This is a genomic window from Pseudarthrobacter xylosi (genome assembly GCF_055412765.1).
This window is the reverse complement of record NZ_JBVAYT010000003.1, coordinates 365,661-382,062: the sequence shown is the minus strand read 5'-3', so window position 1 is coordinate 382,062 and position 16,402 is coordinate 365,661. Positions and strand designations below refer to the sequence as shown.

Annotated in this window: 13 protein-coding genes and 1 pseudogene; 9 read left to right on the top strand and 5 right to left on the bottom strand. The window is 66.0% G+C overall.

Annotation, left to right across the window (positions count from 1 at the left end; translation table 11 throughout):
• Positions 1-56: 56 nt before the first annotated feature.
• From ACZY1F_RS21255 to ACZY1F_RS09290, 3 genes and pseudogenes are all read right to left on the bottom strand, one after another.
• Positions 57-296: pseudogene (locus ACZY1F_RS21255) on the bottom strand (type IV toxin-antitoxin system AbiEi family antitoxin); the annotation flags it as partial.
• Positions 297-638: 342 nt separating this feature from the next.
• Positions 639-2,285, bottom strand: coding sequence for a DUF349 domain-containing protein (locus ACZY1F_RS09295; RefSeq protein ID WP_463941438.1), 1,647 nt, complete (start codon positions 2,283-2,285; stop codon positions 639-641).
• 66 nt (positions 2,286-2,351) lie between these two features.
• Positions 2,352-3,152, bottom strand: coding sequence for a peptidylprolyl isomerase (locus ACZY1F_RS09290; RefSeq protein ID WP_463941437.1), 801 nt, complete (start codon positions 3,150-3,152; stop codon positions 2,352-2,354).
• Between the two features lie 235 nt (positions 3,153-3,387).
• Between ACZY1F_RS09290 and hisS the strand changes: the two genes are divergently transcribed.
• On the top strand, positions 3,388-4,770 hold the full coding sequence (hisS, locus tag ACZY1F_RS09285) for a histidine--tRNA ligase (RefSeq protein WP_463941436.1): 1,383 nt from the start codon (positions 3,388-3,390) through the stop codon (positions 4,768-4,770).
• A gap of 21 nt (positions 4,771-4,791) precedes the next feature.
• On the opposite strand, the gene ACZY1F_RS09280 is transcribed toward hisS, so the two are convergent.
• The gene (locus tag ACZY1F_RS09280; protein ID WP_463941435.1) at positions 4,792-6,063 is read right to left on the bottom strand and encodes an APC family permease; all 1,272 of its coding nucleotides are present in this window, start codon (positions 6,061-6,063) and stop codon (positions 4,792-4,794) included.
• A gap of 110 nt (positions 6,064-6,173) precedes the next feature.
• Here ACZY1F_RS09280 and aspS point away from each other — a divergent pair, with 110 nt between their 5' ends.
• The 3 genes from aspS (at position 6,174) to ACZY1F_RS09265 (ending at position 9,700) form a co-directional block, all read left to right on the top strand.
• The gene (gene aspS / locus ACZY1F_RS09275; protein WP_463941434.1) at positions 6,174-7,961 is read left to right on the top strand and encodes an aspartate--tRNA ligase; all 1,788 of its coding nucleotides are present in this window, start codon (positions 6,174-6,176) and stop codon (positions 7,959-7,961) included.
• A 69-nt stretch (positions 7,962-8,030) separates the two neighbouring features.
• On the top strand, positions 8,031-8,837 hold the full coding sequence (locus ACZY1F_RS09270; RefSeq protein WP_463941433.1) for a GNAT family N-acetyltransferase: 807 nt from the start codon (positions 8,031-8,033) through the stop codon (positions 8,835-8,837).
• Between the two features lie 263 nt (positions 8,838-9,100).
• Positions 9,101-9,700, top strand: a complete 600-nt coding sequence (locus ACZY1F_RS09265; RefSeq protein ID WP_463941432.1) for a hypothetical protein — start codon at positions 9,101-9,103, stop codon at positions 9,698-9,700.
• 43 nt (positions 9,701-9,743) lie between these two features.
• Here ACZY1F_RS09265 and ACZY1F_RS09260 read toward each other — a convergent pair whose 3' ends face one another.
• A complete protein-coding gene (locus tag ACZY1F_RS09260; protein ID WP_463941431.1) occupies positions 9,744-10,415 on the bottom strand; it encodes an acVLRF1 family peptidyl-tRNA hydrolase in 672 nt (223 codons plus the stop codon).
• A gap of 75 nt (positions 10,416-10,490) precedes the next feature.
• Between ACZY1F_RS09260 and ACZY1F_RS09255 the strand changes: the two genes are divergently transcribed.
• The 5 genes from ACZY1F_RS09255 to alaS all read left to right on the top strand — a co-directional run bounded on the left by ACZY1F_RS09255 (position 10,491) and on the right by alaS (position 16,402).
• A complete protein-coding gene (locus ACZY1F_RS09255) occupies positions 10,491-11,906 on the top strand; it encodes a replication-associated recombination protein A (protein WP_463941430.1) in 1,416 nt (471 codons plus the stop codon).
• Positions 11,907-12,196: 290 nt separating this feature from the next.
• Positions 12,197-12,823, top strand: a complete 627-nt coding sequence (rpsD, locus tag ACZY1F_RS09250; RefSeq protein WP_058932352.1) for a 30S ribosomal protein S4 — start codon at positions 12,197-12,199, stop codon at positions 12,821-12,823.
• A 145-nt stretch (positions 12,824-12,968) separates the two neighbouring features.
• On the top strand, positions 12,969-13,343 hold the full coding sequence (locus ACZY1F_RS09245) for a DUF948 domain-containing protein (RefSeq protein WP_111907697.1): 375 nt from the start codon (positions 12,969-12,971) through the stop codon (positions 13,341-13,343).
• Positions 13,344-13,360: 17 nt separating this feature from the next.
• Positions 13,361-13,606, top strand: a complete 246-nt coding sequence (locus ACZY1F_RS09240) for a DUF6167 family protein (RefSeq protein WP_463941429.1) — start codon at positions 13,361-13,363, stop codon at positions 13,604-13,606.
• 117 nt (positions 13,607-13,723) lie between these two features.
• Positions 13,724-16,402 (top strand): alanine--tRNA ligase, encoded by a 2,679-nt coding sequence (gene alaS, locus ACZY1F_RS09235; RefSeq protein ID WP_463941428.1) that lies wholly within the window; start codon positions 13,724-13,726, stop codon positions 16,400-16,402.

The window sequence follows — 16,402 nt, the reverse complement described above, 5'->3', positions numbered from 1 at the left end:
TCGATGGCCAGGATCAGCAGGCGCAGCCGCACGTCCCGCTCCGGGCGGGCCAGCAACCCCGCCAGCGCCGGCAAGGCCCGGTGGGCGTCGACGTGCAGCGCAATATCCACGGCGGTACGCAGCGGACTGGACACCATCAACCCGCCCATGCTGACCACGTCGAACGGACCCAGCCGGACTTCATGGAGCGTGCACCCTCGGGTGTTGCGGAGGCTCGAAATCCGCCGCTTCGCATCCACAAGTAATGCGAGGCGGTCCGGTTCAGCAGCACAGCCGTAGATCCACGCCGCCGTCATCCGCCCGGCCACCACGCGTTGCCTGACCGCCGCAGGCACCGCACTGGCCACCGTTCTGGCCCGAATCTGGGGTGACGCGGAACTATCCGGCAACGTGAATCCGTGCTGATGGAACTGCGCCAGGACGCCGTCTGCTGCCAGCGACTGGAGTTCCGGCCACGCGAAAGGCTTCCCTGGCGAATACAGGTCCGGGTATTGGGGCGGTGAGGAGGTGGCCATCCTTCCATCCTGCCGCGTCTTCCCTTAACGCCACAGGCCCGGTTCCGGATATGTGGATAACCGGGACCGGGCCTTTGCGTCCTGCGACAGGCGCCTTATGAAAGGCGCCCTATAAACTACTGGCTAGGAAAGCTCGCTGGCCGAGCGCTGGATCTGGTCCAACCAGGCCTGCCTCGCCTCGAGGGCCTCGCGGGCCCCCTTGATCTTGCGCTGGTCGCCGGCTTTCTCGGCCTTGGCAAGATCGTCCTGGAGGCCGGAAATGGCTGCTTCCAACTGAGACAGGGCGCTGTTGGTGCGCGCCTTCGTCTCGGGGTTGGAGCGCTGCCAGTTTTCCTCTTCGGCGTGGCGGACAGCGTCCTCCACCTTGCGGAGGCCGGCTTCGATGCGTCCCATGTCGGCACGGGGGACCTTGCCGGCTTCTTCCCAGCGGTCGCGGACAGACTGAAGCGCCTTCTTGGCAGCGGCCAGGTCCTTGACCGGCAGGATGGTGTTCGCTTCGACGAGGAGCGCTTCCTTTACGGTGAGGTTGGCGGCGTATTCCTGGTCGATCTCCTCGTTGGCTGCCTGCCGGTGTGTGAAGAACACGTCCTGGGCGGCACGGAACCGGGCCCAGAGGGCGTCGTCGTCCTTGCGGCTGGCACGAGGTGAGGCTTTCCAGTCATCCATGAGACGGCGGTATTCGCCCGCGGCGAAGCCCCAGTCGGTGGACGAGGACAGGGCCTCGGCTTCGGAGATGAGCTTTTCCTTGGCCGATTTGGCGGCCGAGTTGGTGCTGTCCAGCTGGGAGAAGTAGGCGCGGCGGTGACGGTCGAAGACGGTGCGGGCGGCGCGGAACCGCTTCCACAAGGCGTCCTCGTTGCTGCGGCCAAGCCTGATGCCGCCCTTCTGGGCCGTCTTCCAGCTTTCAAAAAGATCGTTCATGCGGGCGCTGGAAGTCTTCCACTGGATCTGTGCGGGATCCTGCCCCGAGATCTCTTCGGCTTCGGCCACGATGGCCTCACGGGCCGCGAGCTCTGCGGAGCGGATGGCATCGTGTTCCGCCTTCTCTGCCTTTTCGAGTTCGGCGATCTGCACGGAAACAGCGTCCAGCCGGGCTTCGGTGGAACGGAGGTCTCCCACCATGTTCCGCTCCGCCAACTGCTCTCGCAGGTGCGTGACGGTCTTCTGCATATCAGTGCTGGGCGCCTTGGAGCTGATGCGCTGCTCCAGAAGCAGGACCTGCGCAACAATGTCGTCATGCTTCCGTGCGAAGTAGGCAAGGGCTTCGTCATTGCTGACATCGGGGTACTGGCCCACCGGGTGCTCTTCGCCGTCGATCGTCAGGAATACGTGGCCGTCACCCTCGACACGGCCCCACTTGGCGGCTTCCGCCAGCGAGGTCGCGGAGGCGACGGGTGCAGGTGCCGCCACAGGTGCGGCTGCTGCCGGCTTGGGCCGGGCGGCGAAGGCTGCCGGTGACGGGGCGGGTCGGGCTGCCGGAGCAGGCACCGGTGCCGGTGCCTGGGCTTCCTCAGCCGCAGCCTCAACGGCTGCGCTGTCCTCAACGGCTGCGCTGCCCTCCGCGGGCGCAGGCTCTTCAACGGGGGCCGTGGCGGCCTCGGCATCTTCAACAGGGGCGGCCACGTCCTCTTGTTCCACGTCCGCTGGAGCCTCGGTTTCAACCGTGGCCTGATCGGCGGTTGCCTGGACAGCGTCTGCCTGGTCAGCCACGGGGGCCGTTACCTCGGTCAGGTCTGCTGCTGTTTCGTCGGATTTCTGACTGTCTGTCACCGCTAAAAGTCTTTCGCTTGGAGGGAAATACTCACGTACTGCACCGCGGCCCTAAGGCCTGGCTTCCTACTTCAGAGAAACCGAGTCTATCGTGACTGGTTGCACAGGTGCGCCGTCTGATGCGCTGGAGCCGGGGGTGATGCCCGCGGCGGCAATGGCGTTCACTGCTTCCAGTCCAGAGGTCACCTTGCCCACCACCGTATAGCCCCCGGCCGAGTCGGCGGGAATCACTGTGTCTTTGTAGACCACAAAGAACTGTTTGCCGTTGCCGTAGGCGTTGTCGCCGGACCGGGCTATGGCAATCGTGCCAGCAGGGTAGGTGTTGTCTGCCGGGGTGTTTTCGAGGGGTCCCCAGGTGTACCCGGGATCGGCGGCAGCGGTGGCGCCACCGCACTGCAGGAGTCCGAAGGTTTCACCCGTGGTCAAACGGTGGCACGCGCTGCCGTTGTAGAAGCCCTCGTCCGTCAGTGCTTTGAAGACCGCGGCAGCCTGGGGCGCCTTGGTGCCGTCGATTTCGACGCCGAGCACGTTCCCGTTCAGTGCCATTTCACCAGTGAACACCTTGCCGGCGGCGGTGTCCGCTGCCGGGATGTTGGCCCCGTTCGTGGCCGGTGCGGAAGGCGCGGGGGAGTCCGTTGGGCTGGTCAGGCCGGCCTCCGCGGCGGCGAATTCGTCCTCCGTGGGGTTGCCGGCAAAGGCAGTCAGTTGGAGCACGACGGCGAGCAGGACGGCGGCGGCACCGGCGCCGGCGGCGATGATGTTGTCGCGCTTGCGCCGTTTTTCCTGATTCCGCCGCAGCTCGCGCTTTGCCTCCATCTGCTGGATGCGCCGTTTGGCTTCGCGGGCGCTGCGTGAACTGGCCGCCAATGGTCCTCCTGTATGTCGGGCCGCGTCCGGTCAATACTGAATCCGAAGGCGGGTGTCTGCTGGCAGGCTTCTGCGCTGCCGGCCGCCGTATTAGAGATGCCGGCGGATGACGCATAAACTGACTGCCGCACATAGTTTATGCATGAGTTGCCGGACTGCCGCCGTTCCCCGCCCGTTTCGGGTGGAATGCCGGGCAAAGTCCCAGGCACCCTTCATCAAGAGGAGAACATCCACCATGGCACGCACCGCCTCCCTGTCCGGATTCCCCGAGTGGCTTCCCGAGGAGCGGCTGGTGGAGCTGCACGTGCTGGACACCCTGCGCAAGGTCTTTGAGCTGCACGGCTTTTCGTCCATCGAGACCCGCGCCGTGGAAACCGTCGGCCAGCTCCTGCGCAAGGGTGAGATTGATAAGGAGGTTTATGGCCTCAGCCGCCTTCAGGACGACGACGCCGAGACCTCCGATTCAGGCAAGGCCGGCAAAGCCGACCCCAACGCCCTCGCACTCCACTTCGACCTCACGGTGCCTTTTGCGCGGTACGTCGTAGAGAACGCCGGGTACCTCGCGTTCCCGTTCCGGCGCTACCAGATCCAGAAAGTCTGGCGCGGGGAACGCCCGCAGGAAGGCCGCGCCCGCGAATTCACCCAGGCAGACATCGATGTTGTGGGTGACGGCGAGCTGCCGTTCCGCTATGACGTGGAGATTGCCCTGGTCATCGCCGAAGCCTTGAGCGCCCTGCCGATTCCGGACTTCCGCCTGCGGATCAACAACCGCAAGCTTGCCGAGGGCTTCTACCGCGGCATCGGCCTGGACGACACCGCCGGTGTGCTCCGCAGCATCGACAAGCTCGAAAAGATCGGCGCAATCAAGGTCGCCGAGCTGCTCAAGACCGAACTGGGTGCCTCCGATGAGCAGGCGCAGGCAGCGCTGAAGCTGGCAGGAATCCGCACCGAGGACACCTCGTTTGTGGCCCAGGTCCGCGCGCTCGGCGTGACGAACCACCTCCTCGAGGAGGGTCTGAATGAACTGGAACAGGTGATCGCAGCCGCCGTGCAGCGCGCGCCGGGCAAGGTCATTGCCGACCTCAGCATCGCCCGCGGCCTGGACTACTACACCGGCACGGTGGTGGAGACGGTCCTGGTGGGCCACGAACAGCTCGGTTCCATCTGCTCCGGCGGCCGCTACGACGCGTTGGCGAGCAAGGGCAACCGCAAGTTCCCCGGCGTCGGCCTCTCCATCGGTGTGACCCGGCTGGTGTCGCGCATCCTGAGCCAGGACCTGGCCAAGGCCTCACGGTCGGTCCCCACCGCCGTGCTGGTGGCTCTCACCACTGACGAGAGCTGGGGTGCCGCGCAGGACGTCGCTGCCCAGCTCCGCAGCCGGGGCATCGCCACCGAAGTGGCTGCCAAGGCGGAGAAGTTCGGCAAGCAGATCAAATTCGCGGACCGACGCGGCATCCCGTTTGTCTGGTTCACCGACGACGACGGCAAGCACCAGGTCAAGGACATTCGGACCGGCCAGCAGGCCGACGCCGATCCCGCAACCTGGGCGCCGCCGTCGGAAGACCTCAAGGTCCAGGTCACCACCGTCCAGGTACCAGCGGCAGCCCAGCCGGCCTGAACGGCCCGGTCCGACGCGGCGCTAGCGGCGCAGCCGAAGGACCACGACCCGGCCGGCCGCTCCAGCGGCCAGGACCGCGGCCATCCCCAGCACCGAGGCAGGCGGCAGCGTGAAAGCCAGCACCAGGCAACTGATGAAGCCGGCCACGTTGAGCCACCGCGGGCCGTGGGCCGGGTGCTCGTCCAGGGTGTACGCCGCGGCGTTCGTCACCGCGTAATAGATAAGAACACCGAAGCTGGAGAACCCCACCACCGTCATCACGTCAGTGGTCAGGATCAGGAGAATCACGACGGCGGCCACCGCCAGTTCTGCCGCGAACGGCACCGTGTGACTGCCGCCCACCCGTGCCAGGGGCGCCGGCAGATCGCGTTCCCGAGCCATGGCCAGGGTGGTGCGGCCCACTCCGGTGATGAGCGCCAGCAACGCGCCCAGGCAGGCCGCGGCCGCGCCAGCCTGGACGATTGGCGTGCCGGTGGCCAGTTGCGAAGCAACCACAGCATCCAGCAACGGCGCCGTGGAGGCGGCCAGCCGGCCATCGGCCAAGTGGTTTTGGAGCAGCAGCGCCAGCGCCAGGTAGATGGCGAAGGCGCCGGCGAGGGCAGCCATGATCGCACGCGGAATGATCCTGGCGGGATCCTTGACTTCCTCACCCAGGGTGGCGATGCGCGCATAGCCGGCGAAGGCGAAGAACATCAGGCCGGCGGCCGGCAACACCCCGCCCAGGTCGGCGAGAACACTGCCAGCGGCAGCTCCGCCGTCGGCCGTCCCGCCTGCCGAGAAGCCGGACGGATGCGGCCCCACGATCGCGGCAACGGCAACAAACACCAGCGTGGCCAGGACAACGCACAGCAGGATCCTGGTCAGCAGCGCTGTGCGGGTAATCCCGAACAGGTTCACGGCGGTCAGCGCCACCACCGCAGCGATGGCAACCGGCACTGCGTAGCCGGGGGAGACGTAGTGGCCGAACGTCAGGGCCATAGCGGCGCAGGAGGCCGTCTTGCCGCTGACAAATCCCCAGCCGGCCAGGAAACCAGGCCATTCCCCCAAGCGTTTCCGGCCGTATACGTACGTTCCGCCGCTGGCCGGATACCGAGCGGCCAGCTCTGCGGAGGCCACCGCGTTGCAGTACGCCACGGCCCCCGCGATCAGGACCGAGAGGACAAGGAACTGTCCGGCCAGTCCCGCGGCCGGGGCGAAGACCACAAAAACGCCGGCCCCGAGCATGGAGCCGAGGCCGATGGACGTGGCGTCAAACACGCCCAGCCTCCGTTGCAGCTGCTGGTGTTCGGACATGGGGGAGGCCGGCCTTTCCAGCGGGTAAACTCAGACGGGATTGTTCCCGGAACGATCCTATGCAGTTTTTATCTTTTGTTTTCCTGCTGTCGTCTTCAGAAAGGCGTGCTGTGCTGCGCACACATGACCTCGGATCCCTTCGCTCCGAGCACATTGGACAAACCGTAACCCTGGCCGGCTGGGTGGGCCGCCGTCGTGATCACGGTGGTGTTGCCTTCGTGGATCTGCGCGATGCGTCCGGCGTGGCCCAGGTCGTGGTCCGTGAGGAAGAAGTCTTCCACGGCCTGCGCAACGAGTACGTCCTGCAGATCACCGGCACCGTTTCCAAGCGCCCTGAAGGCAACGAGAACCCCGCCCTGGCCACGGGTGCCATCGAGGTCATGGCTGACAAGGTGGTTATCCTCAACACCTCTGATCCGCTGCCGTTCCAGATCGATGAGCATGTGGAAGTCGGTGAGGAAGCCCGCCTGAAGCACCGCTACCTTGACCTGCGCCGCCCCGGTCCCGCCCGCAACCTCCGGCTGCGCTCCGAAGCCAACCGGATTGCCCGCGAACTGCTCCATCAGGACGGTTATGTTGAGATCGAAACCCCCACGCTGACGCGTTCGACGCCGGAAGGCGCCCGCGACTTCGTGGTCCCCGCCCGCCTCGCGCCGGGTTCCTGGTACGCGCTGCCGCAGTCCCCGCAGCTTTTCAAGCAGCTCCTGCAGGTGGGCGGCTTCGAGAAGTACTACCAGATCGCGCGCTGCTACCGCGACGAGGACTTCCGCGCCGACCGCCAGCCCGAATTCACCCAACTGGACATCGAAGCCAGCTTCGTGGACCAGGACGACATCATTGCCCTGGGCGAAAACATCGTCAAGGCGCTGTGGAAGCTGATCGACGTCGAGATCCCGACGCCCATCCAGCGCATCACCTACGCAGACGCCATGGCGCGCTATGGCTCGGACAAGCCCGATCTCCGTTTCAGTGTGGAGCTGACTGAGCTCACCGAATTCTTCAAGGACACCGGCTTTGGTGTCTTCAAGGCTCCGTATGTGGGCGCAGTAGTGATGCCCGGCGGTGCTTCCCAGCCGCGACGCACCCTGGACGGCTGGCAGGAATTCGCCAAGCAGCGCGGCCACAAGGGCCTGGCGTACGTCCTCTTCAAGGAAGACGGCGAACTGGCCGGCCCGGTAGCCAAGAACCTGAACGAAACCGAGCGTGCAGGCCTCGCCGACGCCGTGGGCGCCAAGCCGGGCGACTGCATCTTCTTCGCCGCCGGTGAGAAGTCCGCGGCCCGCGCTCTCCTGGGTGCTGCCCGCGTGGAGATCGGCCACCGCACCGGCCTGATCGACCCCAGCGCCTGGGCCTTCTGCTGGGTTGTTGACGCTCCCATGTTCGAACCGGCCGCAGCAGCGGTGGCATCCGGCGATGTGGCGGTTGGCGGCGGAAAGTGGACGGCCGTCCACCACGCCTTTACCTCGCCCAAGCCCGAGTTCATGGACACGTTCGACAAGGACCCGGAGTCGGCCCTGTCCTACGCCTACGACATCGTCTGTAACGGCAACGAAATCGGCGGCGGCTCCATCCGTATCCACGAGCGCGACGTTCAGGAACGTGTGTTTGAACTGATGGGCCTGGACCGTGAAGACGCCCAGACCAAGTTCGGGTTCCTGCTGGAGGGCTTCAAGTACGGCGCACCGCCGCACGGCGGCATCGCCTTCGGCTGGGACCGTGTGGTGGCACTGCTGGCGGGCGTTGAGTCCATCCGCGACGTCATTGCCTTCCCGAAGACGGGCAACGGCTACGACCCCCTGACCCAGGCTCCGGCGCCCATCACGGCGCAGCAGCGCAAGGAAGCCGGCGTGGACTTCAAAGCCCAGACGAAATCGGAAGAGCCCAAAAAGGCCGAGTAATCTGAACGCCGCAGTCGAGGGGCTCCCCGGGAAACCGGGGGGCCTTTCGCCTTGGAAGGGTGGTACGCCATGACAGTTTCACGTGCTGCACCGGCCCTTGCCCTGCCCGGGCTGGAGGCGCTGATGGACGCCGCCTGGCCGGCCCCGGACCGCGAGGAATCCGGCGGCTGGGTGCTCCGGGCAGCCGCCGGCGTGACCCAGAGGGCCAACTCCGTGTGGCCCCGGGAACCCGGCGCCGATCCACACGCTCAGCTCGCTGCTCTCCGTGGGGCACGTCTGTGGTACCGGAACCGCCGGCTTCCGCTGATCTGCCAGGTCTTCGATGACCCTCGCTACGCGCAGCTCAATGCCGTACTGGATGAGGAAGGGTTTACCCGGCAGTCTGCAACGCTGGTGATGGTCCGGGACGGGGGCACGGATTCCCCGGGGGCTGACTTCGGCGTCGAAGTTTCAGCTGAGCCCTCCACGGAGTGGCTGCGGCTATGGTGGAGCGTGGACGGCCGCGGCGACGGAACTGCCCTCGCCGTCGCCCGCGGGATCCTTGAGCGCTGCCCCTCGCTGTACGCCCTCGCACGGGACGAGCACGGCCAGCCCGCCGCCGTCGGACGCCTTGCCGTCCCTGCCGGCGAGGCAGGCGGCCCGGGCGGCCTGTACTGCATGGCGACACGCCGGGATGTCCGGCGGCGCGGTCATGCCAACCGGATCCTGCAGACCCTGCTGCGTGCGGGCGGTGACCGGGGCCTCGGCAGCTACTGGCTGCTCGTGATGGCCTCAAATGATGGTGCCCGGGGACTGTACGCCGGTGCCGGGTTCCAGACAGCGGGACGGTACCTCTATCGGCAGGAACGGCCGAAGCGGCACCTGACGGGCTGCTGACGGAACCCCTCAGATGGCCTCGGGGGCCCGCTATTTCCCATCCCTCATTGGCGACACCGTAGACTCTATTTATCCATTTGGTTGATAAAAGGAGTGTTAATGGTGCGCAAGATGAAAGCATTACTGGCACTTCACCTACGTCCTTCGCGGATACATGTGAGGCGGTTTAGCGTATCGCAGTGGCCCGCGGGCCCCCAGGGTAACCAGTCGCGGAAGCCAGTGCGGCGTGCATAGGCGTCGTAATCCAAGCGCGGGGGAAAGAGTTGCAGAATAAGAACTCAGCGGGGCGGACGCCGCGGACGCCGACGCGGCAGGCGGCACCCGCTCACGTCCGTCGCCGCACCGGAACGTACCGGTTCAGCGACAGCTTTATCAGGACGACCACCACTGTCCTCATCACCGTAATGCTGGTATCGATTATCGCCGGGTTCATTCTCGGACCGCTCAGCGACAATGTCGCCGGGGAGGCAGGAGATGTTCTGGGTCTCGCGGCCGCCGTGCTCATTATCGGCGGACTCGCGCTCCCTCTTTTGCTGGCTGCCGTTCTCGGTGGCGAGGCGATCCGGGCCGGCGCCGGTGTCATCGGCTTCTTCCTCATAGTAGGTATGTTCGCCACGGCGGCCGGAACCACTGAGTTGGGCCGGGAACTGCTGGGGCCCGTCTGGACTCCGTGGGCACATTGGGGCGGCATTGCGCTCATGGTCCTCGCCGGCGGGAACTTCTGGATCGTTGGCTGGATCGCGAGGGTGCCGATGTGGATACAGGCTCCGTTCTTCGGCTCGCCGCGCGTGGTTGTGCGCGGATCAAGTGAAAACCCCGTCGACGTTGTGCTTCCAAACGAGCTGGACGAACCGCGCCGGTAAGGCGCGGGCGGCAAACACCCCGGGGACGGATCGGCGGCCGCTCCTACGCTGGCGGATCCGTCACCTGGATCCTGACGGCGCAGACATCCGCGGCGGCCTTCCTCACTACCGAGCCTTTGGGATCGGGCCCATCCAGGAAGTCCAGCCGCGGGACTGAGGCATAGGGCCCCAGCGCCGGGTGGTCAAGGACCAGCCCGGCAAGGGTCCTGTCCCCGCCGGGAGCAACGTATTCGAGTGGCTGGCCGCTGAAAACCGCTGCTGCATGCGCCGCCACCTTTTCCACCAGCTCATCCGCCTGGTTGGCCCGGCGGCGTGCGAACCGCTGCTGGGACTGGCCACCGGCAGCGGTCCGGGACTGCACGTAGCGGGAGCCCGTCTTGGACGCAAGGAGGATGCCTTCCCTGGCCACGGCCGCCGCGTAGCCGCCGCGCCGCACCAGCACCAGTCCGGCCGTCCGTGGCTGGGCGGCGACTGAGGCAAGGCGCTCCAGTGGATCGGCGCCCCGTCCCGGCCGTCCGTCCGGTGGCCACGGCGCCTGAAGCAAGACGGTGGTGCCATCGTCCGCCAGCAGCCGCACGCCGTCGTCGTCATCGCTGATCCGGAAGCCGCCGTGCGCGGCCCCGAAACGCTCCACCCATCCGGCCAGGCGTTCGCCGGACACAAACGCGGTCCTGACGGACCCCGGACGGCCGGCGGGGGTGCTGCGTGCGCTCATGGCGGGATCCCTTGGATGGCGGGCGGGAAATGGAAGGCGGAAGTGGGGCAGTGAACTAATGAGTAGCCTATCTATGTGGATGATCTCTTCGCCCAAGGGCATGGCAATGACGACGATGACAGTGACGAACCGTCGTCGGCCGACCGCGCCGTGGCCAGCCGCAGCGCGGCGCAGCGCAGTCCCTTGGCTGTCCGGATGCGGCCACGCACCCTGGACGACGTGGTGGGCCAGCAGCACCTGCTGGGGCAGGGATCGCCGTTGCGGCAGTTGGCGGCCGGCACCGACGCCCTGGGTCCGGCGGGCCCCAGCTCCCTGATCCTCTGGGGACCTCCCGGGACCGGAAAGACTACGCTCGCCCACGTGATCGCCAAGGGCAAGGGGCGGAAGTTCGTGGAGCTGTCGGCCATCACCGCGGGCGTCAAGGACGTTCGGCGGGTCATGGACGAAGCCCTTACGGCACGGGATCTCTACAAGACCACCACCGTGCTTTTCCTTGACGAGATCCACCGCTTCAACAAGGCGCAGCAGGATGCCCTGCTGCCCGGCGTGGAGAACCGCTGGGTGGTGCTCGTGGCGGCCACCACCGAAAACCCGTCCTTTTCCGTGGTCTCCCCACTGCTGTCCCGTTCCCTCCTGCTCACCCTGAAACCGCTGACAGAGGCGGACATTGAAGGGCTCCTGCAGCGCGCAGTCTCTGACGATCGTGGCTTGAACGGGAAAGTGGAGCTCAGTGCTGAGGCACTGGCCCACCTCGTCAGGCTCGCCGGCGGCGACGCTCGCCGCGCACTGACAGCCCTCGAAGCGGCGGCGGGCGTGGCCTTCGGCGATGCGGACGACGCCGATGCCGACTCGCTGGTCACCGTGGAGCTTAAGCACACCGAACGTGCCCTGGATGTTGCCGCCGTGCGCTATGACCGCGCAGGCGACCAGCACTACGACGTCGTCAGTGCCTTCATCAAATCGGTCCGAGGGTCCGACGTGGACGCCGCACTGCACTACCTCGCCAGAATGCTGGAAGCTGGCGAGGACCCGAAGTTTATTGCCCGGCGGATTGTGATTTCTGCAGCGGAGGACGTGGGAATGGCGGACCCTACTGCGCTGCAGACGGCGGTTGCCGCCGCCCAGGCGGTACAGCTGATCGGCATGCCCGAAGGGCGGATCGTGCTGGCCGAGGCCGTGGTGCATTTGGCCACCGCGCCGAAATCCAATGCCGCGTACATGGGACTCAACAAGGCCGTGGCGGATATCCGTACCGGCCGGGGCAACGGGATCCCGGCGCACCTGCGCGATGCGCACTACCCGGGGTCCAAGCAGCTGGGCCACGGGCTCGGCTACAAATACGCCCACGATGCCCCCCATTCCGTGGCCAGCCAGCAGTACCCGCCGGATGACCTCGTGGGTCGGGACTACTACGAGCCCACCAGCAACGGCGCGGAACGGGACATCGCCGTGCGCCTCGAACGGCTGCGGAAAATCATCCGCGGCAACTGACCGGCGTCGGCGATCGGGTGACCCGGGGAGTGACGCAGGGAAGTGACGCGGGGAAGTGACGCGGGGAAGTGACGCGGGGGAGCGGCGGCCGGAGTGTGGGATTGCAGGCGAATCCTGCTAAGATTGTTCGTTGTCTGGCAAGGCGCGGACGCAATCTCCCCATCCTTCAGTATTTTGTGCTGTTTCGTTGGGGTAGCCCTGTGCCCAGTAGCAAAAGGCAGCGGTTGGCCGATGCTCTCCATTATGGAGGCCAGTAACACTGACACACCGCAGATATTGGAAGGACACAAGTGGCTAACAACACTCGTGCTCGCCGTACAGCACGCCTCTCGCGTGCACTCGGCATTGCTCTGACCCCTAAGGCCGCCAAGTACATGGAGCGCCGTCCGTACGGCCCCGGTGAGCATGGCCGTGCCCGCAAAAAGCAGGACTCCGACTACGCCGTACGTCTGCGCGAAAAGCAGCGTCTGCGCGCCCAGTACGGCATCCGCGAAGCCCAGATGACCCGCGCCTTCGAAGAAGCCCGCCGCACCAAGGGCCTGACCGGTGAAAACCTGATCGAACTGCTCGAAATGCGTCTTGACGCCCTCGTGCTGCGTGCCGGCTTCGCCCGCACCATCGCCCAGGCCCGCCAGCTCGTTGTGCACCGCCACATCATGGTTGACGGCATCCGCGTTGACCGCCCGTCCTTCCGCGTCAGCGAAGGCCAGCTTGTCCACGTCCACACCCGCAGCGAAACCATGGTTCCGCTCCAGGTTGCAGCAGCAGGCGCACACCGCGACGTCCTGCCCCAGGTTCCGGCCTACCTGGACGTCAAGCTTGACGCCCTGCAGGCCCGCCTGGTCCGTCGTCCGAAGCGCTCCGAGGTTCCCGTAACCTGCGAAGAGCAGCTCGTCGTCGAATTCTACGCACGCTAAATCCAAGCAGCGTATCCAAAGAAGCCCGTGGCAAGCGCCACGGGCTTCTTTGTATGTAAGGTACTTGGGGGACATCTGCGGAACGCATCAAGGCAGCGTACGCGGAGGTAAAAAATCCACGTCAGTTTCAAGGAGTTGAACGTCTATGTCTGGTGGCGATATTGCCGGCCTGATCGCGGCCGGGGTGTTCGCACTCCTGGTGCTGCTGCTCGCCGTGCCCATCCTGAAGCTCGGTAGTGTGCTCGAAGAAATACGGACTTCCATCCGATCCCTCAGCGACGGCGCCACGCCCCTGATGGACGAAGTCACGGCGACTGTCTCCACCACCAACCAGCAGCTCAAAAAAGTGGATGGCATCGCCTCCAACGTTTCAGATGCGTCGGCAAACCTTTCGGCGCTTTCATCACTCGTTGCAGCGACCGTCGGTTCGCCGCTGATCAAGGTGGCGGCCTTCAGCTACGGCGTGCGCTCGGCCCTCGCCAACCGCAAGAAGCCCGCACCCGGCCGCCGTAGCCGCTAAGCCACCGGAGAACTGAAATGAAACGATTTGTCTGGATGGGAATCGGCGTGGCTATCGGTGTCATCGCTTTCCGCAAGATCAGCGAAGCCCACTCCAACCTGGGGCCTGAGGGCCTGAACCGCGCCGTGGGCCGGCTGGCCGACGGTGTCTATGACTTCGCGGACGCCGTGCGGGCCGGAATGCATGAGCGCGAGACAGACCTCCGGGCCGCCCTCGGGATCGACTCCCCGGCCGTCCCCTCGCGGGATCTCAGCCACCGCTGAACCCGCGGAAAACGCGCGAGAATTAAACCAGCAGCCGCCGATTGCCGGGACTGCCGTCTGAATCAATAAGTCATGCGTGGCACAACGCGTGAACCGAGAAGGGTATGTAATCAGCTCATGAAGTCGCAGGAGATCACAAAGCGCTGGGTGGACTTTTTTGTCAGCAAGGGGCACACCGCGGTTCCCTCCGCCTCGCTGGTATCCAGCGACCCCTCCCTCCTGTTCACCGTGGCCGGCATGGTCCCGTTCATCCCTTACCTGACTGCCCGTGAAGAGGCCCCTTTCGACCGGGCCACCAGTGTTCAGAAGTGCATCCGCACGGGTGACATCGAAGAGGTGGGCAAAACCGCCCGCCACGGCACCTTCTTCCAGATGTGTGGCAACTTCTCCTTCGGCGATTACTTCAAGGAAGACGCCATCAAGTTCGCCTGGGAGCTGCTCACCAAGAGCGTAGACGACGGCGGCTACGGCCTTCCGCCGGAACTGCTGTGGGTGACGGTCTACGAAGAGGACGACGAAGCCAAGGAGCTGTGGCTGACAAACACCGGCGTTCCGTCCGAGCGCATCCAGCGCATGGGCAAGGCAGACAACTACTGGCACACCGGCCAGCCGGGCCCCGCAGGCCCCTGCTCGGAAATCTACTACGACCGGGGTCCTGCCTACGGCGTCGAGGGCGGTCCCATTGCGGACGAAAACCGCTACGTCGAAATCTGGAACCTGGTGTTTATGCAGTACCAGATCGACAATGTCCGCTCGAAGGACGACTTCGATGTGGTCGGCGAGCTGCCCAAAAAGAACATCGACACCGGCCTCGGCATGGAGCGCCTCGCGATGATCCTGCAGGGCGTCGAGAACATGTACGAAACAGACCAGGTCCGGCCTGTGATCGACAAGGCTGCCGAGCTGTCTGGCCGCGAGTACACCTCGGCCGAAACACCCGAGGATCCGCATCACACGGACGACGTCCGCATGCGCGTTGTGGGTGACCACATCCGTTCGGCCCTTATGCTGATCGCCGACGGCGTGACCCCGTCCAACGAGGGCCGCGGCTACGTCCTGCGCCGCCTGATCCGCCGCGCCGTGCGTTCCATGCGCCTGCTCGGCGTCGAAAAGGCCTGCCTGCCGGACCTGCTCCCCGCCTCACGCGATGCCATGAAGGGCGTGTACCCCATCGTGGCGACCGACTTTGACCGCATCAGCCGGATCGCCTATGCCGAAGAGCGGGCCTTCCTGCGCACCATCGCTTCCGGTACTGCCCGCCTCGAAGATGCCGTGACGGAGTCCAAGGCCGCCGGCACGCCGCTTTCCGGTGCCGATGCCTTCGCCCTGCACGACACGTACGGTTTCCCGATCGACCTCACCCTGGAGATGGCGGAAGAAGCCGGCCTCAACGTCGACGAGCCGGAATTCCGCCGCCTGATGCTGGAGCAGCGCCAGCGTGCCCGGGCTGATGCCAAGGGCAAGAAGGGCGGCCACGCCGATCTCAGCGCCTTCCAGGAGCTGCTGGCGCAGGGCGAGACTGTCTTCACCGGTTACACGGAGCTGGATGGTGAATCCCGGGTCCGGGGCATTCTCAGCCGCGGACAGAACGTGGGACACGCCGCCACCGGCGACGAGATTGAACTCGTCCTGGCGGAGACCCCGTTTTACGCTGAGGCCGGCGGACAGTCGGCTGACACGGGCCTCATCACCGGTGACGGATTCGTCGTCGAGGTCCTGGACGTCCAACGCCCCGTCAAGGGCCTGAGCGTCCACAAGGCAATCGTCCGCGAGGGCGAGATCGGCTCCGACTCGCTGGTACGCGCAGCCGTGGACCGCGAGCGGCGCCACGCCGCCGAGCAGGCCCACACCGGCACGCACATTGTGCACGCCGCCCTGCACCAGATTCTCGGCCCCGAAGCCACCCAGCGCGGTTCCTACAACAAGGCCGGCTACCTGCGGTTCGACTTCGCCTGGGGCGAAGGCCTCAGCACCGCCACGCGTTCGGAAATAGAGGAAGTCTCCAACCTCGCCATCCGCAACAACTTCCGCGTGGACACCAAGGTCATGGGCCTGGCAGAGGCCAAGGCCCTGGGTGCCATGGCGCTCTTCGGCGAAAACTACGGCAGCGAAGTCCGTGTTGTGGAGATCGACGGCGCGTGGTCCCGGGAACTCTGCGGCGGCACGCACGTGGCGAACACGTCCCTGATCGGCAGCCTGTCGCTGCTCGGCGAGCAATCGGTCGGTTCAGGCAACCGCCGGGTGGAGGCTTTCGTGGGCATGGATGCTTTCCGCCATCTGGCCGCCGAGCGCGCCCTGGTGACTGAACTGACGGAGATGCTCAAAGTGCCCTCCGGCCAGCTTGCCGACAGAATCGCCAGCACCCTGAACAAGCTCAAGGCCACGGAGAAGGAACTCGACCGCCTGCGCAAGGAACAGATCGCCGCGGCGGCAGGAAACCTCGTGGGTACAGCCCGGGATGCAGCCGGCGTCCAGGTCATCGCACACGATGCCGGCCAGATCGGCGGCGCAGACGACATCCGCAACCTTGCCCTCGACCTGCGCAACCGCCTCGGTTCGGGAGCATCCACGGTGGCAGTGGCCGGTGTCAGCAATGACCGGCCCATGATTCTCGTGGCCACCAACGAGGCAGCCCGGGAAGCTGGCGTGAAGGCTGGCGCCCTGGTCCGGCTCGCGGCCGGAATCCTCGGCGGCGGCGGCGGTGGCAAGGACGACGTCGCCCAAGGTGGCGGCACGGACGCCGCCAAGGTCGCACCGGCGCTGGCCGCCGTTGTGGACGCCATCACCCGGCGCTAG